The 21,996-nt window shown below is 62.5% G+C and carries 21 protein-coding genes and 1 pseudogene; 9 read left to right on the top strand and 13 right to left on the bottom strand.

Features of this window, described 5'->3' with window-relative positions; all coding sequences use genetic code 11:
- Positions 1 to 26 precede the first annotated feature (26 nt).
- The 3 genes from ACX3O0_RS09110 (at position 27) to ACX3O0_RS09100 (ending at position 1,165) form a co-directional block, all read left to right on the top strand.
- Positions 27 to 362, top strand: a complete 336-nt coding sequence (locus ACX3O0_RS09110; protein WP_459088111.1) for a carboxymuconolactone decarboxylase family protein — start codon at positions 27 to 29, stop codon at positions 360 to 362.
- Between the two features lie 72 nt (positions 363 to 434).
- Complete coding sequence (locus ACX3O0_RS09105; RefSeq protein ID WP_459088109.1) at positions 435 to 734, top strand: hypothetical protein; 300 nt, start codon at positions 435 to 437, stop codon at positions 732 to 734.
- The gene (locus tag ACX3O0_RS09100) at positions 731 to 1,165 is read left to right on the top strand and encodes a type II toxin-antitoxin system VapC family toxin (RefSeq protein ID WP_459107518.1); all 435 of its coding nucleotides are present in this window, start codon (positions 731 to 733) and stop codon (positions 1,163 to 1,165) included. Before ACX3O0_RS09105 ends, ACX3O0_RS09100 begins: the two co-directional genes overlap by 4 nt.
- Before the next feature lie 152 nt (positions 1,166 to 1,317).
- Here the strand turns inward: ACX3O0_RS09100 and ACX3O0_RS09095 are convergent, their stop codons facing one another.
- A complete protein-coding gene (locus ACX3O0_RS09095) occupies positions 1,318 to 2,805 on the bottom strand; it encodes an aminopeptidase P family protein (protein WP_459107517.1) in 1,488 nt (495 codons plus the stop codon).
- A gap of 155 nt (positions 2,806 to 2,960) precedes the next feature.
- Positions 2,961 to 3,983, bottom strand: coding sequence for an endonuclease/exonuclease/phosphatase family protein (locus tag ACX3O0_RS09090; protein ID WP_459107516.1), 1,023 nt, complete (start codon positions 3,981 to 3,983; stop codon positions 2,961 to 2,963).
- 52 nt (positions 3,984 to 4,035) lie between these two features.
- Between ACX3O0_RS09090 and ACX3O0_RS09085 the strand changes: the two genes are divergently transcribed.
- Positions 4,036 to 4,887, top strand: a complete 852-nt coding sequence (locus ACX3O0_RS09085; RefSeq protein ID WP_459107515.1) for a PHP domain-containing protein — start codon at positions 4,036 to 4,038, stop codon at positions 4,885 to 4,887.
- A gap of 140 nt (positions 4,888 to 5,027) precedes the next feature.
- Here ACX3O0_RS09085 and ACX3O0_RS09080 read toward each other — a convergent pair whose 3' ends face one another.
- Positions 5,028 to 5,789 carry a lysophospholipid acyltransferase family protein gene (locus ACX3O0_RS09080; protein ID WP_459088099.1) on the bottom strand — a complete coding sequence of 254 codons (762 nt, stop codon included), beginning with the start codon at positions 5,787 to 5,789 and terminating at the stop codon, positions 5,028 to 5,030.
- A 15-nt stretch (positions 5,790 to 5,804) separates the two neighbouring features.
- Positions 5,805 to 7,247, bottom strand: coding sequence for a DEAD/DEAH box helicase (locus tag ACX3O0_RS09075; protein WP_459108468.1), 1,443 nt, complete (start codon positions 7,245 to 7,247; stop codon positions 5,805 to 5,807).
- A gap of 248 nt (positions 7,248 to 7,495) precedes the next feature.
- Between ACX3O0_RS09075 and ACX3O0_RS09070 the strand changes: the two genes are divergently transcribed.
- Complete coding sequence (locus tag ACX3O0_RS09070; RefSeq protein WP_459107514.1) at positions 7,496 to 8,221, top strand: ferritin-like fold-containing protein; 726 nt, start codon at positions 7,496 to 7,498, stop codon at positions 8,219 to 8,221.
- Here ACX3O0_RS09070 and ACX3O0_RS09065 read toward each other — a convergent pair.
- From ACX3O0_RS09065 to ACX3O0_RS09055, 3 genes are read right to left on the bottom strand one after another with little or no spacing between them, the layout of a single operon-like run.
- On the bottom strand, positions 8,218 to 9,015 hold the full coding sequence (locus tag ACX3O0_RS09065) for an ABC transporter permease subunit (protein ID WP_459088095.1): 798 nt from the start codon (positions 9,013 to 9,015) through the stop codon (positions 8,218 to 8,220). The genes ACX3O0_RS09070 and ACX3O0_RS09065 overlap by 4 nt on opposite strands.
- Positions 9,008 to 9,934 carry an ABC transporter ATP-binding protein gene (locus ACX3O0_RS09060; protein ID WP_459088093.1) on the bottom strand — a complete coding sequence of 309 codons (927 nt, stop codon included), beginning with the start codon at positions 9,932 to 9,934 and terminating at the stop codon, positions 9,008 to 9,010. Before ACX3O0_RS09060 ends, ACX3O0_RS09065 begins: the two co-directional genes overlap by 8 nt.
- Positions 9,931 to 10,611 (bottom strand): TetR family transcriptional regulator, encoded by a 681-nt coding sequence (locus tag ACX3O0_RS09055; RefSeq protein WP_459107513.1) that lies wholly within the window; start codon positions 10,609 to 10,611, stop codon positions 9,931 to 9,933. The genes ACX3O0_RS09060 and ACX3O0_RS09055 overlap by 4 nt, the downstream gene beginning before the upstream one ends.
- 76 nt (positions 10,612 to 10,687) lie before the next feature.
- On the opposite strand from ACX3O0_RS09055, the gene ACX3O0_RS09050 reads away from it, so the two are divergent.
- The 3 genes from ACX3O0_RS09050 (at position 10,688) to ACX3O0_RS09040 (ending at position 13,532) form a co-directional block, all read left to right on the top strand.
- Complete coding sequence (locus tag ACX3O0_RS09050) at positions 10,688 to 11,515, top strand: aldo/keto reductase (RefSeq protein ID WP_459107512.1); 828 nt, start codon at positions 10,688 to 10,690, stop codon at positions 11,513 to 11,515.
- Between the two features lie 530 nt (positions 11,516 to 12,045).
- On the top strand, positions 12,046 to 12,552 hold the full coding sequence (locus tag ACX3O0_RS09045; protein ID WP_459107511.1) for a recombinase family protein: 507 nt from the start codon (positions 12,046 to 12,048) through the stop codon (positions 12,550 to 12,552).
- Complete coding sequence (locus ACX3O0_RS09040; protein WP_459107510.1) at positions 12,462 to 13,532, top strand: DUF4062 domain-containing protein; 1,071 nt, start codon at positions 12,462 to 12,464, stop codon at positions 13,530 to 13,532. The genes ACX3O0_RS09045 and ACX3O0_RS09040 overlap by 91 nt, the downstream gene beginning before the upstream one ends.
- Positions 13,533 to 13,951: 419 nt before the next feature.
- Here ACX3O0_RS09040 and ACX3O0_RS09035 read toward each other — a convergent pair whose 3' ends face one another.
- Complete coding sequence (locus ACX3O0_RS09035; protein WP_459108467.1) at positions 13,952 to 14,725, bottom strand: HNH endonuclease signature motif containing protein; 774 nt, start codon at positions 14,723 to 14,725, stop codon at positions 13,952 to 13,954.
- Positions 14,726 to 14,766: 41 nt separating this feature from the next.
- On the opposite strand from ACX3O0_RS09035, the pseudogene ACX3O0_RS09030 reads away from it, so the two are divergent.
- A pseudogene (locus tag ACX3O0_RS09030) lies at positions 14,767 to 15,222 on the top strand (transposase); the annotation flags it as partial.
- A 66-nt stretch (positions 15,223 to 15,288) separates the two neighbouring features.
- On the opposite strand, the gene ACX3O0_RS09025 reads toward ACX3O0_RS09030, so the two are convergent.
- From ACX3O0_RS09025 to ACX3O0_RS09005, 5 genes are all read right to left on the bottom strand, one after another.
- On the bottom strand, positions 15,289 to 16,452 hold the full coding sequence (locus ACX3O0_RS09025) for an ABC transporter ATP-binding protein (RefSeq protein ID WP_459107509.1): 1,164 nt from the start codon (positions 16,450 to 16,452) through the stop codon (positions 15,289 to 15,291).
- A 39-nt stretch (positions 16,453 to 16,491) separates the two neighbouring features.
- The gene (locus ACX3O0_RS09020; RefSeq protein ID WP_459107508.1) at positions 16,492 to 18,153 is read right to left on the bottom strand and encodes an ABC transporter permease; all 1,662 of its coding nucleotides are present in this window, start codon (positions 18,151 to 18,153) and stop codon (positions 16,492 to 16,494) included.
- Between the two features lie 68 nt (positions 18,154 to 18,221).
- The gene (locus ACX3O0_RS09015) at positions 18,222 to 19,448 is read right to left on the bottom strand and encodes an ABC transporter substrate-binding protein (RefSeq protein ID WP_459107507.1); all 1,227 of its coding nucleotides are present in this window, start codon (positions 19,446 to 19,448) and stop codon (positions 18,222 to 18,224) included.
- Between the two features lie 445 nt (positions 19,449 to 19,893).
- A complete protein-coding gene (locus ACX3O0_RS09010) occupies positions 19,894 to 20,679 on the bottom strand; it encodes an IclR family transcriptional regulator (RefSeq protein ID WP_459107506.1) in 786 nt (261 codons plus the stop codon).
- Positions 20,680 to 20,876: 197 nt separating this feature from the next.
- Entirely contained in the window at positions 20,877 to 21,863 is a 987-nt protein-coding gene (locus tag ACX3O0_RS09005; protein ID WP_459107505.1) for an NAD(P)H-quinone oxidoreductase, read from the bottom strand.
- Positions 21,864 to 21,996 lie beyond the last annotated feature (133 nt).

The following is a 21,996-nucleotide window of genomic DNA, read 5'->3' as shown; positions in this document are numbered from 1 at the left end:
GCTGTGCTTCAACTGAAGGAGCAACGATGAGCGACAACATCGAACCATCCGACCGCCAATACATGCGCAACTACAAGACGGCCAGCCCGGACCTGCTCAAGGCATACACCGACTTCAGCGGCGCGGTGTTCGCGGAGGATGGGCGCGAAATCCCCAAGAAGTACCGCGAGCTGATGGCCGTGTCCGTCTCGATCTCCATGCAGTGCCCGTACTGCATCGAAGCGCACACCAAGGCCGCGGTGAAGGCTGGCGCGACCGAGAAGGAGGTCGCCGAGGCCATCTGGGTCGCGTCGGCTATCGGCGCAGGGTCGTCGTACACGCACGGCAGGCAGGCGTTCAAGCTCGTGCCGCACGAACACTGAGCCTCCGCAAACACTGAGCCGCGGCAAGCTCTGATTTTGCTGAAGCGCTAGCATGAGTGCTAGCATGCTTGCATGGGTCAGGTCAGTTGGCGAGCAGCGGATGCACTTGTGGAGCGGGTGCAGAAGACGGCTGCCGCCCAAAAGCGCAGCATGAACGATTTCATCACGCAGGTTCTCGAGGTCGCTACGTCTCCCGACGCTGTGGATCCTGAGGAGGTCCGCCTGCGGGGGCGGTTGGAGCGCGCCGGGCTACTCGTCGTGCCAATGCACTGGGACCAGGTTGTTCCCAGCGCCGCGGAGGTCGAAGCCGCCCGTAAGGAGGCCGGCTCGGGTACTGCACTCTCCGACCTGGTCTCGCACGATCGCCGGTGAGTGTCTACGCCGACTCGTCGGCGCTGGTGAAGCTATACGCCGACGAAGAAGGTTCGGAGACCATCCGAGCCCGCACAGTGTTCGCTGTCTCCGAGATCGCGCGAGTCGAAGTGTGCGCCGCCTTCTGGCGTAAACATCGAATGGGAGAACTGTCACTCGGGTCGGTCGGCACCCTTGTGCGCCTGTTCGAGGGAGACTTCGCCGGACACGCCTTGACCGGCACACTGCTTCTCCCGGTAGCCGTCACCAGTGACATCATCGTTGGTGCAACCCGACTGCTGGCCAGCACTGGGTTGCGCGCTTACGACGCGGTGCAACTCGCGAGCGCGCACGCAGCCAGAGACGCTGATCCCGAGTGCTCAGTAGTTGCCGCTTTCGACGACCAATTGCGAACTGCTGCCGCGCAGAGCGGCTTCACGCTGCTGCCGTGAACGCAGCGCTCGCTCCCTTCCGACACCGCCGATCGGTGCTGGTCCTTGGGCCGAGGCTCGACAAGCTCGCCTGGTCACTTCGACAGGCTCAGTACAACGCTCGACAAGCTCGACCCGCCTAGGGGCTCGACCCGCCAAGAAGCGCGAACCGGTCAGCGCAGCCAGGCCTCCACGTCGTCGGCGGTGCGGGGAATGCCGACCGACAGGTTCTCGGCGCCATCCGCCGTCACCAGGATGTCGTCTTCGATGCGCACGCCGATACCGCGGTACTCCTCCGGCACGGTCAGGTCGTCGGGCTGGAAGTACAGCCCTGGCTCGATGGTGAACACCATTCCCTCTTCGACCACCCCGTCGATGTACAACTCGCGACGCGCCTGGGCGCAGTCGTGCACGTCGATGCCGAGGTGGTGGCTGGTACCGTGCACCATGTAGCGGCGGTGGTACTGGTTGTCCGGCTTGAGCGACTCCTCGGCCGACACCGGCAGGATGCCCCACTCGGCTGTCTTCTCCGCGATGACCCGCATCGCCTCAGCGTGCACTTCGCGGAACCGGATGCCAGGACGCACGATCGCGAACGCCGCATCCGCCGCCTCCAGCACGGCCTCGTAGATCTTCCGCTGGATCGGGGTGAAGGTTCCGCTGATGGGCAGTGTGCGGGTGATGTCTGCGGTGTAGTAGCTGTCGAGTTCGATGCCGGCGTCGAGCAGGATCATGTCACCGTCACGCACCGGTCCGTCGTTGCGGGTCCAGTGCAGCACGCAGGCGTTCGGCCCGCTCGCCGCAATCGTGTCGTAGCCGACCGTGTTGCCGTCGGCGCGTGCTCGCCGGTTGAAGGTGCCCTCAACGAGTCGCTCACCCCGCGGATGCGCGACGATGGCCGGCCGGTCGGCGATGACGTCGTCGAAGCCCTTCTTCGTGGCATCCACCGCCTGACGCATCTGCTCGATCTCGTAGGTGTCCTTGACGAGACGGAGCTCGGAGAGGTTGCGGCTGAGCTCGGCATCGCCGGCGTGGTCGTCGAAGGTAGTGGTTTCCCTGTCGCTGGCGATGAGGCGGGCGCTGTCGACCTGCTCGGTCACGTTGCGGTCGGCGTCGCGCACGATGAGCGTGTTCAGATCGGTGGAGGAAAGTTCGCTCTCCAGCTCTGCGATCCCCCGGGTGGCCAGGCCCAGGTCGCCGGCCACCTGAGCGAGCGACGGGCGGGCTCCGATCCAGAACTCACCGATCTCCGGGTTGGCGTAGAACTCCTCCGAGTCGCGACCGGCGCGCTCGCGGAAGTACACCGTCGCCTCGTGGCCATCGGCGCTCGGCTCCATCACGAGCACCGCACCTGGCTCGGAGTCCGAGCCCCAGCCGGTGAGGTGGGCGAAGCCGGAGTGCGCGCGGAACGGGTAATCGGTGTCGTTGGAGCGCACCTTCGCCGAGCCGGCCGGGATGATCAACCGCTGGCCGGTGTGAAGCGCGGACAGCTTTGCCCGCCGGTCGGCCGCAAACCGGGCGTGTTCACGGGTCTCGGGGACGACGTCCGTTCGCTCGGCCCAATTCGATCCGATGTAGTCCTTGAACTGCTCGGACGCCGGGGTGGTGGACCGGTTCGAGGTGGCGCGGGGAGCTTCGGTGGGGAGGTCGGTGGAAGACATGCCTCTATTGTCCCCCTGATCGCTGGGCAATGTTCCACTCCTCTTTCTCGCCGGCAGTACGAGCGGATGGGGCTGGCCAGAAATGTGCATGCGCGTGCGAAAGCCATGGCGCGGATGCTCATCCAGCAGTTCCGCGACGCCGGCTGAACCGAAAGCTAGTCCCGCCTGGTCAGCTGGGCCACCACCGGCCGGTGGTCGCTGCCGTTGTCATCCAGCGACTGGATGACCTCCATGTCGCTCACGGTCCAATCGGATGTTGCCATCACGTGATCGATCGGCGCGCCCAGGATGGCGGGCAACCGGGTCGGCCACGTTCCCAGGGCGCCATTGCCGGTGACCATGGCAGCATCCGTGCACTCGCCCAACGTCTTGCCCGGTTCGGCGCCGAGGCCGGTCATGTGGTCGATGGTGGCGTTGAAGTCGCCGGCCATGATCACGTTGGGACCGCTGCAGAACCCGGCAAGCAGTTCGAGGTCGGTCCGCCAATTGTCGAACTGTTCGACCAGGGGTGCGACCGCGTGAACGGCCACGATGGTGGGGCCGTTGCCGTCGCGGGGAGTTGCGACGACCGTTGGCAGCACGGCAGTGGTCTCGGCGAGGCTGTCGTAGTCGTATTCGCCCAGGGCAGCACTGGTGAGCACCGACGTGGACCGGGCGGGGGAGATCTGGTCGTAGGCGAGTGTGTGTGCCCACATCGGGCTACCTCCCTCTCGCATCAGCACGGCCACCTGGGTCGCGTTCTCGAGGATCGTCTCGGGCAGCACCACGACGTCGGCCCCGGTGTCGAGTGCAAGTTCCGCAATGACCTCAGGGGTGGTAGCCGGACCGAGCGTGTTCCAGGACAGCACGGTGAGCTCCGCGCTGTCGGAAGCCTGGCCGCTCACCGGCTGGTCTCCTCCGAAGCCCCGCGTGGAGAGCACCGCGGCGTTGACCAGCACGAACGCGATCAACATCACCGCCAGGGATGCCGCCATACTGCGGAACCCGCGGCCGAGTGTCGCGCCCACCACCACAAGAAGCAGAAACCCTATTGCCACACAGGACGCCATGGCGCGAAACGAGACGGCATGCGCGACCAGCGGTGTTCGCTGCAGCCCGAGTAATTGGGGCCAGGCCGCCACGAGCAGCACCGCGGCCACACCGAGGATGAACACTGCGGCAAGGAGACGACGAATCATGGCCTAGCAACCCTAACCGGTGAGCCCCCGAGCTTCCGCCTAGAGTTGCATCATGCCTGGAGCAATCGACCTTCACACTCACTCGAGTGTGTCGGACGGAACGGAAACGCCCGCGCAATTGGTGCGGGCCGCTCTCGCGGCGAGGCTCGGCACGATAGCGATCACCGATCACGACTCGACGGCGGGATGGCACGAGGCGGCGGCGGAAGCATCCGGAACCGGTCTCACGGTGATTCCCGGGATGGAACTCAGCACCCGGTACGGCTGGCAGAGCGTTCACCTGCTCGCCTACCTGCTCGACCCGATGAACGCCGACCTGATTGCGGAGACGGCGCGGATTCGCGCGGCCAGGCTGTCCCGGGCGGAGAGCATCGTGGGGCGGATCGCAGCCGACTACGACCTCACCTGGGAGGACGTGCTCGCCCAGACAGCGAATGGGGCGACCGTCGGGCGGCCGCACATTGCGGATGCCCTGGTGGCCAAGGGGCACGTGCCGACGCGGAGCGCCGCGTTCGCGAGCATCCTTCACCCGAGCACTGGGTACTTCGAACCGCACTACGCACCCGACCCGCTGACGGCTGTCAAGCTGGTGCGGGCAGCCGGTGGCGTGCCGGTGCTCGCCCACCCGGCAACGCACGGGCGTTCAGGGGTGATCCCAGAGGGACGCCTGTCCCAGCTGGTGGACGCCGGGTTGTTCGGCCTGGAGATCGAGCATCGCGAGAACACCGAGGACGGCAAGAAGCGGCTGCGGCAACTGGCCGACCGGTTCGGCCTGGCCGTTACCGGATCGAGCGACTACCACGGCGCAGGCAAGCCGAACGTGCTCGGCGAGAACACCACAGCGCCCGAGGTGCTGGAGCAGATCATCGCCGAGGGCACCGGTTCGAAGCCGTTCCTGCCGTAGGTGTCAGCCCCGAGCGGCTGGGTGTGGATGGGTTGCGGGGTGTCGAGTTTTGAACGATTGGGGCGGCCACGCTTTTCGGCTGCCCCAATCGTTCAATGTCTGAGCTGAGGAGCAAGCCGTCCATTCCCAGACGCAACCTGCTAGCGCTCGGCGTCGCGCCGCCGGTCGCGCTCGGCATCCGCCGCCGCGGCCTCGGCAGGTGTCGGCGCTGTGCCGCCGAGGTCGCGAGGCTGCCACCACTGGCCGGTGCCGTCGACCGGGTAGGCGCGCTGGCACTCGTCGGTCAGGTGCTGCAGTCCATCCCTGAGCACGCTGGTGGCCTCGCGGACATCCGCCCCAGGCTCCACGCGGATGGCCCCGCCGAACGCGAAGCTGACCGGCATGCCGAACCGCTCGCCGAACCGAATCTTGCGGTTCTTCGTCATCAGCCGGTGGCCACCCCAGATGGCGACCGGAACGATCGGGACGCCGGCTTCAGCAGCGAGGCGGACCGCCCCCGATTTCAGGTCGCGGACGGAGAAGGATGCGCTCACTCCGGCCTCCGGGAAGACCCCGATCAGCTCGCCGGAACGCAACGCGTCGACTGCTGCTCGGTACGCGTCAGCGCCCGCCTTCATGTCGACCGGGATGTGCCGCATTCCCCGCATCAACCAACCGACGACCGGCTTGTCGAACACGCTCTTCTTCGCCATGAAGCGGATGCGACGCTTGTTGTGCAGCCAGGTCGCCCACTCGACCAACGCGAAGTCGAGGTAGCCGAAATGCGTCATGGCGACGACCGCCCCGCCGGAGGCAGGAATGTTCTCCGCTCCGGTCACCACGCGCTTGACGCGCCAGAAGCCGAACAGCGCGCGCCCGGCCACAATCGCAGCGGTGTAGATGGGCTCGCGGCGGCGTTTCATGGTCGGGTCAATCGGTTACGCGGCTGGTGGTGGCGGCGTGTTTCCGGTGCTCGGGCGGCGCGTGCGGTTGCGGCGACGGCGCGCTGGGCCGGCTCCGTCGTGGGTGCCCGAGCCCTCTGGGCGCTCTCCGCCTTCCGAGCGGGGCGCATCCGCCGACCCGGTGCGGGTGCGGCTGCGCTGGCGGCCACCCTCTGAGCGGACGCCTTCTGAACGTCCGGCCTCCGGACGTCGACCGCGGTTGCCGTCGCGTCCGCCGCGGGACACGCCAGCCGTGGCAGAACGCGGCTCGCGCTCGCGAGCTGGACCGGCCGTCTTGAGGCGGCCCTTGGTTCCCTCCGGGATGTCCAGGTCGGTGAAGAGGTGCGGTGACGACGAGTAGGTCTCCACCGGCTCCGGCTGGCCGAAGTCGAGCGCCTTGTTGATCTGGACCCACTTGTGCAGGTCGTCCCAGTCGACGAAGGTGACCGCGATGCCGGTCTTCCCGGCGCGCCCGGTGCGGCCCGCGCGGTGCAGGTAGGTGTCGTGATCATCCGGGATGGTGTGGTTGATCACGTGGGTGACGTCGTTGACGTCGATACCGCGAGCCGCGACATCCGTTGCGATCAGGATGTCCTTCTTGCCCGCCTTGAAGGCGGCCATGGCGCGCTCGCGCTGCTCCTGGTTGAGGTCACCGTGCACGGCGGCGGCGTTGAAACCGCGGTCGTTGAGCTCCTCGACCAGCTTGGCGGCGGCGCGCTTGGTGCGGGTGAAGACCACGGTCTTCCCGCGGCCCTCGGCCTGCAGGATGCGGGCGATGATCTCGTCCTTGTCCATGTTGTGCGCGCGGTAGATGACGTGCTTGATGTTCGCCTGCGTCAGGCCCTCATTGGGGTCGGTGGCGCGGATGTGGATCGGCTTGTTCATGAAGCGGCGCGCGAGGGCCACGATCGGCCCGGGCATGGTGGCCGAGAACAGCATGGTGTGGCGGGTCGGGGAGGTTTGGGCGAACAGCTTCTCGATGTCGGAGAGGAACCCGAGGTCGAGCATCTTGTCGGCCTCGTCGAGAACCATGACCTTCACGTCTTTCAGCGACAGCATCCGCTGGCTGGCGAGGTCAAGAAGACGACCCGGGGTGCCGACGACCACCTGGGCGCCGGCCTTGAGCTGCTCAACCTGGCCCTCGTACGCCTTGCCGCCGTAGATGGCCGCGACCTGGGTGCCACGGTTGGATGCGGCGAGGACGAGGTCTTCCGCAACCTGCACGCACAGCTCGCGGGTCGGAACGACGACGAGCGCCTTCACGCCCGGTTCGGGGTTCAGCCCGAGGGACTGGAGGAGGGGGAGACCGAACCCGAGCGTCTTGCCGGTTCCGGTCTTCGCCTGGCCGATGATGTCCTGCCCGGCGAGCCCCATCGGAATGGTCTGGGTCTGGATCGGGAACGGCGAAAGGATGCCCTTGGTCGCCAATGCGTCGACCATGTCCTGTTCGATCCCCAGGTCGGAGAAGGAGCTGGATTCGACCGGTTCGTCCAGCGGCAGGTCGGCGGGAATGGTGGTTTCTGAAAAAGTCAAAGTGATTGTGCCCTGTCTAACAGCGAGTACGCCCGCTTTCACCTGGGGCGTAGAAGCCTCCACCAGAAATGGGAGGCGTTGCGGCCAGTTTAGTCGAAGTACCTGAATGAGCCGACATTAAAGGGGTACGGGCCTGCCCCGCTACGCTAGTGCACGTGTTCAAGCTATTCGGTCGGCCCAGAAAAGCGGTCGTTGCACCCAAGCTGAAACCGCGTACGTCGGCGGTCGCTGCGGTCAGCGTGAACCGCGTTGCGCTGGCCGAACTCACCCCGGTGCTCTCGCGTTACCTGGGCCAGGCGACCTGCCTGCAGCTCCTCAATTTCGAGAACCTGACCGGACTCATCGCTTCGGCGCCCACGTTGGAGAACAAGACCGCGCTGGCCAGGGTGGCCTCCCTGTCGCTGGAGAAGTACGAGGGACTGGTCACCGAGATCGAAGTCGCCGGGGGAACCGCCGCCGGCTACCTGGAGCCGTTTGCACCCCGCATCGAGAGCTTCCAGCAGGCGACGCAGGGCGGTGACTGGTACGAGGGGCTGGTCACCAGCTACGTGACCGCCGGCATCCTGGACGACTTCTTCATCGCGCTGGCCGAGGGGCTTCCGGATGGCCCGGCCACGCGCATCCGCACCCTTCTGTCCGGCAATGAGGGTAGCCGCATCATCGTGGAGCAGTTGAGTGCTTCGACTGCCACCAACCCGCGACTCGCGTCCCGCCTGGCATTGTGGGGGCGGAGGCTGGTCGGCGACACGCTGCTCATCGCTCGGTCGGCGCTGGCCGTTCCCGAGGACCAGCACCCGGATGAGGCCCGCCTCGAGCCGGTCTTCACCGAACTCATCGCAGCACACACCCGCCGGATGGATGACCTCGGGCTGACCGCCTAGCTCTTCAAGTCCCGGCGATTCAGCGCCACCACGGCAATCAGGACCAGCACTGCGGCCAGACCGTACAGCAAGGCCAGCCCGCCCCAGTCAGCGCCATTGGCCAGGGGGGATTCGCCGAATGCCCAGTGGTAGGGCGACCAGGTATGCAGCGCCTCAAGTTCTTCGCTCTGGTTCGCCACAGCGTTGATGGCGTAGCCGAGCACCGCAATGCCGGCGCCGGCGGCTGTGGCGTACAGGCGCCGCCCGGTCAGGGCACCGACGGCGACGGCGGTCGTTCCGGAGAGCAGGGTGAGCCCCACGATTGCTGCGGCGCCGGCGAAAGCGTTCACAGGCAAGATGTCCAGTTGTGCCGTTTCGTTCATCGCAATCACGAGCAGGGCGCTCAGCACGCCGAGCCACGCCAGGCGGATGACCAGGGCGGCACTGCGTTCAAGGACCACCTGGGTTCGGCTGACGCCATGGGCGAGGGTCAACTCAAGGGAGCCGGTCTCTTCGTCTCCGGCGACAGCGGCGGTGCCCCAGGACGTCGCGGCTATGGTCAGCAGCACAAAGCCGATCAGCCCATAAAAGGTGGACTGCGCATAGCCGGAACCGGTGGAGATCTGGTCGTAACCGAGCGCGTTCACCAGCTCTGGAGGAAGGCTGTTCAGCAGCTCCTGCATGTCCGGGTTGCCCCCGAGGGAGGGGAACAGCGGCAGGTACAGCATGATGGCCGCGACGACGCCGAGGCTCCAGGCGATCAGCGAACGCCACGTGTCGGCCAGGGTGCGCCGGAACAGGGGGAGGCTACTCATTGCCGGACTCCTCTTCCGTCGGCCCGTACAGGCGCAGGACCGACTCCTCCAGGTCCGGTTCCTCGACCACGAGGTCGTTGACGTGGAAACGGGCGACCGCCTTGATGAACGGGTCGATGTCGCCCTCGATGGTGGCGCTGACCCTGGCTCCGTCACCGTTCGTCACCCGCAGGTCGGTTACTCCAGCGAGCGGGGCGATGGCGGCGTGCACGGCTTGCGCCGTGGCATCCACCACCCCCACCCTCACCCGGCGGATGGCGGTCAATCGCAGTGATTCGACGTCGCTGACGCTGACAACCCGCCCGGCGCGGAGGATTGCCACGGTGTCTGCCGCCTGCTGGATCTCGCTGAGCACGTGCGAACTGAGGAACACGGTTTGGCCCTCGGCGCGTGCCTCCCGCAGCATGGCCAGGAACTCTTGCTGCACCAGCGGGTCGAGCCCGCTGGTCGGTTCGTCGAGGATCAGCAGCTTGGGTCGATGCATGAACGCCTGCACCAGGCCCAGCTTCTGTTTGTTGCCTTTCGACAGGGTGCGCACCTGGCGGCCGAGGTCGAGGCCGAGGCGGTCGGCCAGCGCGTCCACCGCCCGTGGTGCGACCGGCCCGCTGATGTCGGCGTAGTGGCGCAGTAACTGGCGACCGGTGACGCGTCCCTCCAGCCGCAGTTCGCCGGGAAGGAAGCCGATCTGGCGACGCATGGCGGGGCCGGCCCGCCGGGGGTCCTTCCCGAGTACCTGCGCCGACCCTGAGGTCGGGCGGATGATGTCGAGCAGCAACCGCATGGTCGTGGTCTTCCCGGCGCCGTTCGGCCCGATCACACCGAACACGGTGCCCTCCTCGACGGACAGGTCTAGCCCGTACAGGGCGGGATGCTTGCCGTAGTGCTTGGCCAGTTGGCTTGTCTCTATGGCGAGGCTCATGCCGTGTTCCCCTGTTCTGTGTTGTCTTCGGTGCTGTCGAATGCGGCACGCGCGGCGTTCAGGAAGGTGTCATCGGTGTAGAGGCCGTGAGTGTAGAGCTCGAGGGTGGGGACGGTCATCCGCTTGATGACCTGCCTGGGTTGTCCCTCAGCGCCGAGCACCCGGCCGATGTGGCGCTCGAGGAGGAGCGGCACGAGGCTCTGACTGGCGACGAGCACCGCGGTCATGCGAGGGTCACTGCTGGCGTGCATCCGCCCGAGTTCCACTTCGTCGCCGATCATCTTTTCGGTGCGGTCGACGAGCAGGTCGAATAGCTGGTCGCCGAGCGCGGAACCGTCGGTCAACATCCGCGTCAGGTAGTCGAGTGTGACCCGGTGGGTGTCGACGTCGGCGAGCCAGCGCTGCATGGTGGAGGCCAGCGCGTCGCTGCTCTGGTCGGGGTCGGGGTCGAGGTCGGTGGTGCGTCCGAAGATCTCGGTGACCACGTGCTGGTCACACTCCTGACGGAGGTTCTCTTTGGACCCGAAGTGGTGGATGACCAGTCCGGGACTCACCTGGGCCTGAACGGCGATGGCGCGGATGCTCGTGGGCGTGTAGCCGTTGTGGCCGAATAGCCCGATGGCGGCATCCCTGATTCGCGACCGGGTGGTCGCATCCGCTGCCGGCATTGAACGCATGTTCAGAATACTAAACACTTGTTCAGCCTGGGTCAAGATGGTGTGCTTGCATCGCAATGCGGGGCAGGATTGAAGCATGATCCCGATGAAGACGCTCAACGACGGACACCAGCTGCCGGCCCTCGGTTTCGGCACCTACAAGCTGCGCGGCGATGAGGGGATCGACGCGATCGTTTCGGCGCTGGAGACCGGTTACCGCCTGCTCGACACTGCGCTCAACTACGAGAACGAGCACGAGGTGGGGGAGGCGGTCAGGCGTTCGGGTATCCCTCGCGAGGAGATCTTTGTCACCACGAAGCTGCCTGGACGTCACCACGGTTTCGATGAGACGCTGCTCAGTTTCGAGGAGTCGCGGATGAACCTGGGGCTCGACTACGTCGACCTGTACCTGATCCATTGGCCGCTTCCCCGCGTTGACAAGTATGTGGAGACGTTTGGCGCGATGATCGAGCTGCGGGAGGAGGGGCTGGTGCGTTCGGTGGGCGTCAGCAACTTCACCGAGGCGTTCCTGACCCGGGTCATCGATGAGACCGGGGTCACTCCGGCGGTCAACCAGATCGAACTGCACCCCCGCTTCCCGCAGGGCCATCTTCGCGAGTTCCACGCTCGGCACAACATTGTCACCGAGAGCTGGAGCCCTCTCGCCCGCGGGAACGATGTGCGGGAGGAGCCGGTTGTGACCGCGATCGCGGAAGCGCACGGGGTCACCCCGACGCAGGTGGTCTTGAGGTGGCACGTGCAGTTGGGGGCGGTGCCAATCCCGAAATCCTCGACGCCGGAACGGCAGCGGGAGAACTTCGATGTGTTCGGGTTCGAGCTGTCGCACGCCGAGATCGCGTCGATCTCGTCGCTCGAGTCGGGTCGCCTGTGGGATGGGGACCCGGAGACGAACGAGGAGTTCTGAGGTACCTCCCTCTCGCTCGCTGAGCGTGAGATGCACTGAGCTTGTCGAATTGTCGAAACCCGCCGTGTTGAACGGGGTCAATGCGCTCCGCTGGTTGAGCTCGTCGATACCCGGCCGCTGCTGGTTGAGCTCATCGAAACCCGGCCGCTGCTGGTTGAGCTCATCGGAACCCCGCCCTCGCTGGTTGAGCTTGCGGTGTACTGAACTTGTCGAAGTGTCGAAACCTGCTGAGCCTTCGGGGTTCCGCATGGTGGGCAGAGTGTGGGGCAGAGTCCTACCCGGTGAGCGGGATCCGTTCTCGTTCTCGCCCGTCTCGCTCTTGCCGTTCTTGTTGTTCTCGTTGGAGGTCGGCGAGGGCGGCGGATTTGTGCGGCATCAGCCGGGGGGTGCGGGTGGGGTCGATGCTGGCCGGTGGGTGTAACCAGTAGGTGCCGCCGTCACGGGTGATTTCCCAGTGGTTGTTGTGCAGGAGCATGTGGTGGTGGCGGCAGAGCAGGATTCCATCGGCGGTTAGTCGTTAGTGTGACCTCATGAGCGAAGGCGAAGCGGCTGCCATCTATGCGCGTATTTCTCGTGACGTTACTGGCGAGGGAATGGGCGTCGAGCGGCAACTCGCTGACTGCCGAAAACTGGCCCACGCTCGAGGGTGGACAGTGGCCGAGGAGTACGTCGACAACGACATCTCGGCCTATCGTGGAAAGCGCCGCGAGGGTTACGAGCGCATGCTCGAGGACATCACCGCCGGTCGACGAGACGCGGTCGTCGTCTACAACACCGACCGACTGACCCGCCGCCCAATCGAGTTGGAACAGTTCGTCGGAATCTGCGAGACCGCAGGAGTCCGACAATTCGCCACCGTCACCGCCGACATCGACCTCGGAAACGACGACGGCATGTTCATGGCCCGCATCCTCGCTCGATCCGTGCGCCGAGCTAAGCTCATCCCGTGGCTGGCCGTCGTGAACAAGTATTCGTTAGTTCGACCTACCTCGACCTCAGGGACGAGCGACAATCCGTCATCCAGGCGCTTCTCATAGCAGGTTGCATACCCGCAGGCATGGAGCTATTCGTCGCCGGAAATGATGAGAAGTGGCGCCTGATCCAAAGAGTGATCAGCGAATGCGATTACTACGTCCTCGTCATCGGTGGAAAGTACGGGTCGATCGACCCAACGACGGACTTGAGTTACACCGAAATGGAGTACGAATTCGCCGAGTCGATTGGGATGCCTATCATGGCGTTCTTGCATGGCGAGCCCGGGCTACTCAAGGGAGATCAGCTGGAGCTGGAGACCCTCAGGCGAGAGAAGCTCGACGCATTCCGAAGGAAGGTCGAAGCGGGTCGCGTGGTCCGCTACTGGACCAATCCGGCGGAGTTGCCGGGCCATGTCGCCCTCTCGATGATGGAGACGCGTGAGCAGTACCCAGCAGAAGGCTGGGTACGGGCCGGTCAGGCGATGACTCCTGAACAGAAGACGGAGATCGCAGAGCTTCGGGCACTGGTGGCCGAGCTTACTCACGAGGCGGAATCTCGATCATCAAAGAGTTTCGACGATACTTCGGACCTCGCGCAAGGAGAGGATATTTACAGGGCGCAAGTGAAGGCGAGTGGTTACAAGGAGGATGCCGTCTTTGCGGATGGCAGTACGGCCTGGGACGCGCCTTCATTCACCTGGACGTCGTATATCTCGGTGACGTGGAACGAGCTACTCCAGGCAGTGGGCCCGACTCTCTTGCACGAGGCGAGCGAGCCAGAACTGACCCGGTTCTTCCAGACATGGCTAAGTCAGAAGTGGAAGGAGAATCCGGAGGTTCACTCGAAGGCGATGGCGAAGCAAAAAGGGGCGCTCGTTGTGTCGAGCAGTGTGGTTGAGGATGTCCTCGTCCAGTTCTATGCCCTTGATGTGATCTCTCGCGGAGTGAAGAAGCGAACGGTGAGCGATAAGGGCAAGTACTGGGCCCTGACCAACCTTGGCCAAGACCAGATGATGAAGCTACGGGCAATCAGGCGCAACTAGCAACGCAGAGGTGCTTCGGGGGAGTGCGCCGCGTCAACTGACCGGCCGCAAGCAGAATAGGAAGTAGCCATGAGAATGATTCCTGTTTGGAGTTGGATACTGGGGGTAGTTGGACTGGTGGTCGTTGTTGGTGGTGCCTTTCTCGAGGATTCCTACCTCCAGGACGTGCTTCTCCAGTTGGGAACAGTGGCCCTGCTACTGGTCCCGATTCTCGTGGCCGAACGTTCTATCGGTCAGCGGCTAGTGCGGCAGGCAGACGATTATGCCGTCATACAGCGAATGGAGCGGTCATCCGAGCGCGAGGAGTTCTTCAAGGACTACGGTCAGAAACTTGGCTCGAAGTGGATCGCTCAACCCCGCGATGTGATTGAGGCGAAGCTCATCGAAGGAAAGTGGATCAAGGATCGAAATCTGAACGGCTACACGATTTGGCGAAAGGGCAACGCCAAGCTCGCGCTCTCAACGGAGCAACAAATATCCGGACCGCATGTAAGAGCGCTTATCCGCACAGCGGGATGGAGCGACAAGGATTTCGCCGTGCCTTGGAGCGACGCTTCTGATGAGAAGTAGGCGAGGACGTACTTAGAACTTGTCCCGTCAGCCATATCGGTTGTGCCGTGGTCGCGTTTCCAGTGGTGGATGTGGTGGGCTTCTGCCCAGGAGGCGGGACTGGTGCAGCCGGGCCACCGGCAGCCACCGTCCCGAGCGGCCAGGCCGATGCGTTGCAGGGCACTGTAGAGGCGTTGCTCCCGCCCCAAATCGATGCATTGCCCGTCCCGGTCGAAGGTGACCGGCACCATCCCGGATTCACACAGGTGCCTCTCGACCGTTTCGATCGACACCGGGGCGGTCTGGCCTTCGATCCGGCCATGCCCGCGACGGCCAGCGCCGCCAGTACCGGCGGTGCGGCCAGTGCCGAGACTGTCAGCGGTGCCGTCGTCGCTGGGTTCGGCGGGTTCGCCGGCGGCATCCAGGGTGTCCTTGGTGACCAGGACGCGGACGGCGGGCCGGCGGGCGCCGAGCACACTGCGGGTGGCGGTTTTCGCGTCGGTGTCGGCCCCGATCCGCAGCACGGCCATGAACCCGTCGAAGGAGAGTTGTTCGATGCTGCGCGGGTCGGCCTCGATCGCCTCATCGTGGGCTTTCGCGGTGACATCCACCATCCGGGGACCTCCCCGGCGGGGCGAGGTCAGGGAATCGTAGATGGAGTCCAGGTAGGCGGCATTCTTCGGTCGTGCCGAAAGGCTCTCAGGACATGGTCGCCTCGATCATCCGCACGATCTTCGCCCAGCCCGACGCCGAGCACGTCCAGGCCCAGTTCGCCGAGGTCACCCGCATGCTGCACCGCTCCCACCCCAAGGTTGCCGCCATGCTCGATGAAGCCCGCGACGATCTCCTTGCTTTCGCCGGGTTCCCGCAGCGGCACTGGCGTCAGATCTGGTCCACGAACCCGCTGGAGCGGGTCAACAAGGAGATCAAACGCCGCACCGACGTCGTGGGCGTGTTCCCGAACCCGGCCGCCCCGCTGCGGCTCGCTGGAGCCGTCCTGGTCGAGCAACACGACGAATAGGAAGCCGGCGACCGCCGCTACTTCTCCAAGGCCTCCATGCTCGAGCTGCAGGCTATGACCGCCCCGGTCAGCGAGTTGATCGAGGAGGTGACGCCCATCCCCGAACTCCTTGCGGCATAATCAAAACAACTGACCGCACGGTGTCGAGAAACTCCACCACTCAGCGGGACGTGACCCTTGTGTCCGTCAGAGTGAGTCACTTTCGCGAGAGGAAATGAGTTCATCACCGCGGTACAGCAAGCAGCGCTCGGCGGGTACGGTGACGAAGACACGCTCGCCGGGGACGAGAGAGTCCGCCGAAGCATTGTCCGCAAACCATAACGTGCCTCCGACGTCGACGATGTACCTAGGCCTCCCGCCAGAACCCAGCACTATCTGGGTCAATTCACCCGTTAACGTCAGCCAGCCCGGTTTAGGCATGAGTCCTGACTCCCGGCCGATAGTGACGTCTTGATCGCGCGCAAACAGAGTGAGGCGTTCACCCTTGACGAGACTCACTCCCGAGAATGCACCCCAAATTCGGCCGCCCTGGTACTCAAGTCCGTCACCAACGACTAGATCAAGGCGATCCCGAACGCCAAGGAAAGTCGCGGCGTACGGCGACACCGGTCGCGCGTACACCTCAGCGGGGTGCCCGATCTGCTCAATACGTCCTTCCCGCATGAGCACCACCCGGTCACCCATTTCCAAGGCCTCCTCCTGATCATGAGTGATGTGGATTGCAGTGAATCCAATTTTCCGGTGTAGGCGAAGAAGTTCTGCGCGCAATGAGACGCGCAATAATGCGTCAAGGTTGCTCAATGGCTCGTCTAATAGGAGGATCCCCGGCTCGGACACAAGAGCTCGTGCGAGCGCAATACGTTGCTGTTGGCCTCCACTGAGTTCAGAGGGAAGCCGTTTAGCCAATTGAAGGCAGTCAACAGCCCCCAGCACCGTCTCGACACGCTCCGGTCGCTGGTTGCGCGGAACCTTGCGCATGCGCAATGGATAGCCAACATTTCGTTCTACCGTCATATGCGGCCATAGCGCATAGTTTTGAAACACTAGTCCCACGTTTCGCTTGTCAGGCGCCAAATCAACCGACGTCCCGCGGTCGAAAACCGTCTTCCCCTGCAATACCACACGGCCCGCGGTGGGGCTCTCCAAGCCGGCGATTGTCCGAATCAAAGTAGTTTTTCCACAACCACTTGGACCCAGGATCACGACATACTCACCGGAGCGTACAGAAAGATCGATCCCGCTTAGTGCCGCCACCGATCGATTCTTGGATTGGAACGTCTTGTCAACGCCTTCAATCGAGGCTGCGATTGCGATGGATGGCGAACGTCCATGTCCGTCAACACGATCCAACTGCGTAAGACTATTAGTCATGATTCTCCAAAGTTTGAGTCAAAGATTTTTTAGTGCCGATCGGCCACCGGCCCAGAGAGATGCAGCGAGGATGACTCCAGTCACAGCTGTCATGATCACCGACATTACGGCGACCTCTGGGTATACCCCGTTCTCCCAAAACTCATAAAGTTTTGTGCCCATTACATGTTTTCCGGGGGAACGAACCATCACAGAAACGGCAAAGTCGTGAGAAAGGAGCATTAAACCTAGTGTTGCTCCGGACGCCATGCCGCGCCGCACAAGTGGCAAAGCGATGTCGAACACGGCTCGCACCGAGCTCGCCCCTGAGACACGCGCAGACTCGAAGAGCGAAGGACTAAGCCCAACGAGACTGCCTTGTTGTGCTCGAAGCATGAACGGCAGGATGACGAACACGTACCCAATGACAAAAAGCCAGATAGTGCCATACATAGAAAACGGTGGCCGGAGGAACACAAAGAGGATCGCCATACCCAGAATTGCACGCGGTATCGCAAGGGGCGACTGAAACGCGAACTCGAACATCATCTGAGCGAGACGCGGGGCACGGAACGGACCAGTTGTCGCCAAGGCCGCAATGAATCCGATAGGTAGCGCAATTGCGACAGCAATCAGTGACGTGACTAGCGTTGTCGCGACCGAGTCCCATACACCTGCATTTGCCATCGTGGTTGCGAAATGACTGAGCGTGAAGTCAATGGAACTTAGGTCCCCAGACCAGTACGGCGAGAAAGCGACAAGGACGATTGCCGCGAATGGCAAGACGACAGCAAAAAGCGCATATGTCGCCACCACAATAAATGCCCACACCGACGACTTCTCAGCAGCTCCGCCACCAGCGCCGGTCTGGGTCACATACTTACGTTGGTCTCCAATAATTCGACGCTGGAGTAGAACTGCTCCAGCACCGAGCAGGAGAAGCGGAAAGCCCAAGGCTGCAGTTGTCGCGTAAGGAATTGGGAACGATTCGCGCATGAAAAAGATGGTCGTCGTGACGACATCGATACCCTGTCTGCTACCTAAGAGTAGTGGCGCGGTAAATTGCCCTAACCCCATGAGGAACACTAGGACTGCTCCTGCAATCACCGAAGGCTTCAAGAGTGGGAGCGTAATGGTGAGGAAGCTCTTTGTCGCGCTCGCCCCAGCCAGCCGAGCTGCGGCTTCCAACGGTCCACGTATCTCCATGAGCCGTGCCGACACAAGTAGGAACACGATTCCAGTCATATCGAACCCGGTCACAATGATGATGGCGGGAAGCGTGTATATGTCGATTGGCCCCTCCGCCATGTCCGATAGCCACGGCAAACTGCGCAGTAGTACGTTGGCATACCCAACCGTTGGCGAGAACAGAAAGACCCAACCGATCACGATGGCTATAGGTGGGGCCACCAAAGGGAGGAGGGGAATAAACGTCGCGAGCCCCTGCAAGCGCCGGGGAATATGTAGAACGGCTTTCGCAAGGGCAATGGCAGCAATTGTCGCAACCAATGTCGATCCCAAGGCAATAACGAGGGTGTTGACAATGATCTGCGCAAGATTCGGCAAAGCCATCATGGCTTTGAATCCTGCGGCACCGTCTGCGAACGCCTGCACGAAGTAAATGACGATCGGTACTAGAACAAATCCCCCGACCGCTATCGCGGTCAAATACCAAGCAGGTGTTCTCGCGAATCGGCGCATGACTCCCCGGCCCCCACCAGTAGTGAACTCCGTACTGGTGGGGGACGACCCTTCAGCTAAAGTGATCATTACTCTTGAAACATAACATTCCAGTCAGCCATAAATTGATCCTGACGATCTTGTGGCCAATCTGCGGAATCGTAGACTTCGATGTCTTCGAAGGCGAGATCCCCTGAAGGTACGAGGAAGCCTGCCATTGGGGCCCATACATTGGAGAATACCTGCTGGGAAGCTGGCTTCATTAGCCAGTTGGCAAACACTTGCGCAGCGCTCGGGTGGGGAGCGTTAGCAGGCACACCGGCACCGAGTTCGACTCCGGTCACTGCTTCGTTGGGGACGACCTCGGCGACCGGGGCTCCTTGCTCGGTCAATGGGGGAATGACACCAGGGATCAGTGCGACAGCGTAAGCAATCTCACCGGAGGCGAGGCTTTGTCCCATCGGCACCGAACTTCCGAATACTGCATGCGGCAGACTCATCAGCCTGTCGAACAGCGCAGGATAGGCCTCCTCCCACGTATAGAACTGGTTCTTGGTGGCGATGGATGATTCTGCACTCAGATAACCGATAGTCCCGCCCGTCTCGGATGCCGCATCCGCAAGGTCCTCCAAGTTTTTTACTGCCTTTCCTGTGCTCGTGTTGTACGCGATCAGGAAGGGGTACCGCACGATAGGTGCGCGGAAGTCGCCAGAATATGCACGGTAAGCCTCCTCATTCTCCGGCGCTACGACGATCGGCGCGAGCAACCCTTGCTCACCGCGTTGGGCGTACCAGGGAACTTGGCTGTGGAAAATCACGTCTGCGCTTGCAACACCTGCGTCTAGCTCCTGATCAACTTGTGCAACGAGGGCCCCAGCGGGTTGCCTCAGAACCGTCACCTTGATCCCGGGGTAGTCGTCTTCGAACTGCTTGAAGATCTCGTCGCTACCGGCCTGCGAGGAGTACACAGTCACCGCGCCTTCTTTGTTGGCAGCATCGACGACCGCATCCCACCCTGACGATCCAACATTGGCGGGCGCATCCGGTTCGGTACCGCCAGCGCACCCGGTGAGTCCCAGCGTGCCAATCGCTACGGTCGCGATCAGCCCAAACAGTCGGGGCCGATTTGGTTTATTTGCTCTCATGAACTTGCTCCACTCTTCTTGTCGAGGCAGGGGATGCATTGCTAAATCAGCGCCTTTGCTGAGACGACGCTGGTTCACCAATAGCTCGTAATTCTCGAACCTATACCGTACTGCGAGCACTTTCAACTGATTGCCCTCTGTTGGAGATGTGAGTTCCGGGGTTTCAGCCATCGACCCGCCGCCGAGGGAAGCCGTCAAGGGGAGGCCCGCGAGAGCCGACCACGACCACCCTTATAGGACACCAACCAAGGTGGATCTAGATCAGCTCCTGATAGAGCTTCTCGGTCGCGACCCGGATCCTGTCGGTGACATCGGTGAGTTTCAACTCCGCAAGCAAGTTGAGCAGGGCAGACTGGTCTAGAGCCATCGTGTGTTTGTGTCTTTCTGTGAGTGACTTTGATCGGTTCTCACTGACCATCGCACGATGGCTCGCTACGTCGACGACGCGACGCTCACCAGCCGAGATTTACACCACTCCACGGGACGTGACCTTCAGTCAACTACAAGTATGAGTATCTCAGTACACATCTGAGGACTGGAAGGAATTCACTTGACCACGCGCCCTTATTCGACCAAAAGCCAAGAAAACGTTTTCGGCGAACTCAACTTATGGGTGTTAGTAAACCGTTGAACTCGCGGAGTCAGCGAGAATTTGCGTCACGGACGCCGCAGCCTTTAGCACTAGCGGTGCCACTCGCTCTTCGAATTCGCGCACCGGTGCCTGGCTGCTGAGCGCCACATTCACCGCGGCGGCAGGCCGATTGTTTATGTAGCGAATTGGAGCAGCGATGCCGCGCAGACCGAGTTCAAGCTCCCCGTCATTGACTGCATACCCGTTGTCGCGCACTCGCATTATCGCCTCACGCAACTCTTCGCGGTCGGTCACTGTCCTCACAGTAAATGCCTCGTATGTTGTGGCGTTTAGAAATGACTCTATTTCGCTATCGCTCAAACACGACAACATCGCGCGCCCCATTGACGTGCAGAAGGCGGGTCGTCGACTACCCACCTCGGCCCGCAAGTCCATCAGACTCGTGCCCCGTACTTGCGCAACGTAAACGATGTCCTTGTCGTCGAGCGTCGTGAGACTCACCGTGTAGCCTGTCTCATCGCGAAGCTTTATCAGCGCCGGCGTTGCCAACTCTGCAACATCAAGGCTGCGCAGCGCGACTTGGCCCAGCGTGACAGCTCGAAGGCCAAGTCGATAACGGCCAGAGCCGCTTGCGACTAGATACCCAAGTCTACGAAGCGTCTGCGTTTGCCGATAAACGGTACCCCGAGTGAGACCCGTCGCAGCAACGATCTCCTGCTCTGTCCATGAGGCCTTATCAATTGAGTAAAGGCCGAGTATTGCGGCTGCCCTCTCGACGGACTGAATCAGCCAACTTGGCTCTTCACCCATTCGTGGCCCCCTCTGGCTCGCCAGCCTGCATTATATCTTGTCCTGTCCAAATCCTCTCAGACCGCCATCGTGGGTTGTCTAGTAGTGCTTGGCTAGGTGTAAGTAAGCCAGGTCGGGGATAGTTGATCTCGCGGCGTTGCCGGAGGCGGAACCATCGAAGGCCACTTCCACACCACATGGAGGTTCCAGCTCAAACATCACTCGATCGACACGTTAACGAGGAGCACCATCTTGCCGAAGTTTCGACGTTGTTCCATGTACTGGTGGGCCTCCGCTACTGCTTCGATTTCATACGAAGAGTCAATGACCGGGCTCACCTCTCCCGACACAAGTAGGGGCACGATGGTTGAACGGGTGCCATCGACGATGCGCGCTTTGTCGCTTACGCTGCGTGCCCGTATCGTGGAGCCCCGCAGCGTCAACCGACGACGCATAAGTGGCGAAAGGTCGATCGCCGACTCAGCCCCGCCCTGAAGCCCAATCACCAGTACGGTCCCGTCGTCAGCGGTCGCGCTGAGGTTTCGCTCAAGGTAGTCCGCGCCAACGCAATCTAGGACCATATCCACGCCACGACCGCCAGTGAAGGAACGCGCTTCACTTACAAAGTCGACGGAGTTGTAGTTGACCGCCAGATCGGCGCCGTGATTGCGACAAAGCTCCACTCGTTGGTCAGATCCCGCTGTCACTATCGTTTTCGCCCCGAATGCCTTCGCAACGCTGATCGCCATCGTCCCTATGCCTGAACCGCCACCGTGGATCAGAACAGTTCGACCCTCGGCTAACCCACCGTCCACAATTAGGTTGGAATAGACAGTGCATGCGGCCTCCGGAAAGGCAGCAGCGGTCACCATGTCGATGTTTGCGGGCACGTGCATGACCTGTCCTCGAGGAACAGCGACGCGCTGAGCATATCCACCGCCCGTTAGCAGCGCCATAACTCGATCCCCAACGCGAAACTCCGTCACCGCGCTCCCGACCTCGGAGATGATGCCGGAGCATTCAAGTCCGAGGATGGGGCTGGCCCCCGCTGGCACGGGATAGTTGCCTTTCCTTTGGGCGAGGTCTGCTCGATTAAGCGCCGTCGCAGCAACTTCGATGACGACCTCGTCGTCTTGCGGCTCTGGGTCTTCGACTTCAACCCAGCTCATTTGTGAAGTCCGCTCTAAACACACAATTGCCTTCATGATGATCTCCTTTCATCTGGACAAAGGCGTGTACCTCTAGTCCGAAGTAAGCGAAAGCAAATACCACTTTCTTAAGATTTCATAATCTTCTGCCGCGTTAACACTCGATGCTGATCAAGAGGAGGGCTTTCCA

The sequence above is a fragment of the Homoserinimonas sp. A447 genome, assembly GCF_054489325.1.
This window is presented reverse-complemented; position numbering and strand designations above follow the sequence as displayed.

Excerpts from the sequence above, each read along its gene's own strand:
- ACX3O0_RS09055 (WP_459107513.1), bottom strand. The coding sequence starts at position 10,611 with ATGCGTTCAATGCCGGCAGCGGATGCGACCACCCGGTCGCGAATCAGG.
- ACX3O0_RS09020 (WP_459107508.1), bottom strand. The coding sequence starts at position 18,153 with ATGCGCCGATTCGCGAGAACACCTGCTTGGTATTTGACCGCGATAGCG.
- ACX3O0_RS09075 (WP_459108468.1), bottom strand. The coding sequence starts at position 7,247 with ATGGTCGACGCATTGGCGACCAAGGGCATCCTTTCGCCGTTCCCGATC.
- ACX3O0_RS09050 (WP_459107512.1), top strand. The coding sequence starts at position 10,688 with ATGATCCCGATGAAGACGCTCAACGACGGACACCAGCTGCCGGCCCTC.
- ACX3O0_RS09095 (WP_459107517.1), bottom strand. The coding sequence starts at position 2,805 with ATGTCTTCCACCGACCTCCCCACCGAAGCTCCCCGCGCCACCTCGAAC.
- ACX3O0_RS09005 (WP_459107505.1), bottom strand. The coding sequence starts at position 21,863 with ATGAAGGCAATTGTGTGTTTAGAGCGGACTTCACAAATGAGCTGGGTT.
- ACX3O0_RS09010 (WP_459107506.1), bottom strand. The coding sequence starts at position 20,679 with ATGGGTGAAGAGCCAAGTTGGCTGATTCAGTCCGTCGAGAGGGCAGCC.
- ACX3O0_RS09045 (WP_459107511.1), top strand. The coding sequence starts at position 12,046 with ATGAGCGAAGGCGAAGCGGCTGCCATCTATGCGCGTATTTCTCGTGAC.
- ACX3O0_RS09085 (WP_459107515.1), top strand. The coding sequence starts at position 4,036 with ATGCCTGGAGCAATCGACCTTCACACTCACTCGAGTGTGTCGGACGGA.
- ACX3O0_RS09080 (WP_459088099.1), bottom strand. The coding sequence starts at position 5,789 with ATGAAACGCCGCCGCGAGCCCATCTACACCGCTGCGATTGTGGCCGGG.
- ACX3O0_RS09105 (WP_459088109.1), top strand. The coding sequence starts at position 435 with ATGGGTCAGGTCAGTTGGCGAGCAGCGGATGCACTTGTGGAGCGGGTG.
- ACX3O0_RS09110 (WP_459088111.1), top strand. The coding sequence starts at position 27 with ATGAGCGACAACATCGAACCATCCGACCGCCAATACATGCGCAACTAC.
- ACX3O0_RS09060 (WP_459088093.1), bottom strand. The coding sequence starts at position 9,934 with ATGAGCCTCGCCATAGAGACAAGCCAACTGGCCAAGCACTACGGCAAG.
- ACX3O0_RS09090 (WP_459107516.1), bottom strand. The coding sequence starts at position 3,983 with ATGATTCGTCGTCTCCTTGCCGCAGTGTTCATCCTCGGTGTGGCCGCG.
- ACX3O0_RS09015 (WP_459107507.1), bottom strand. The coding sequence starts at position 19,448 with ATGGCTGAAACCCCGGAACTCACATCTCCAACAGAGGGCAATCAGTTG.
- ACX3O0_RS09065 (WP_459088095.1), bottom strand. The coding sequence starts at position 9,015 with ATGAGTAGCCTCCCCCTGTTCCGGCGCACCCTGGCCGACACGTGGCGT.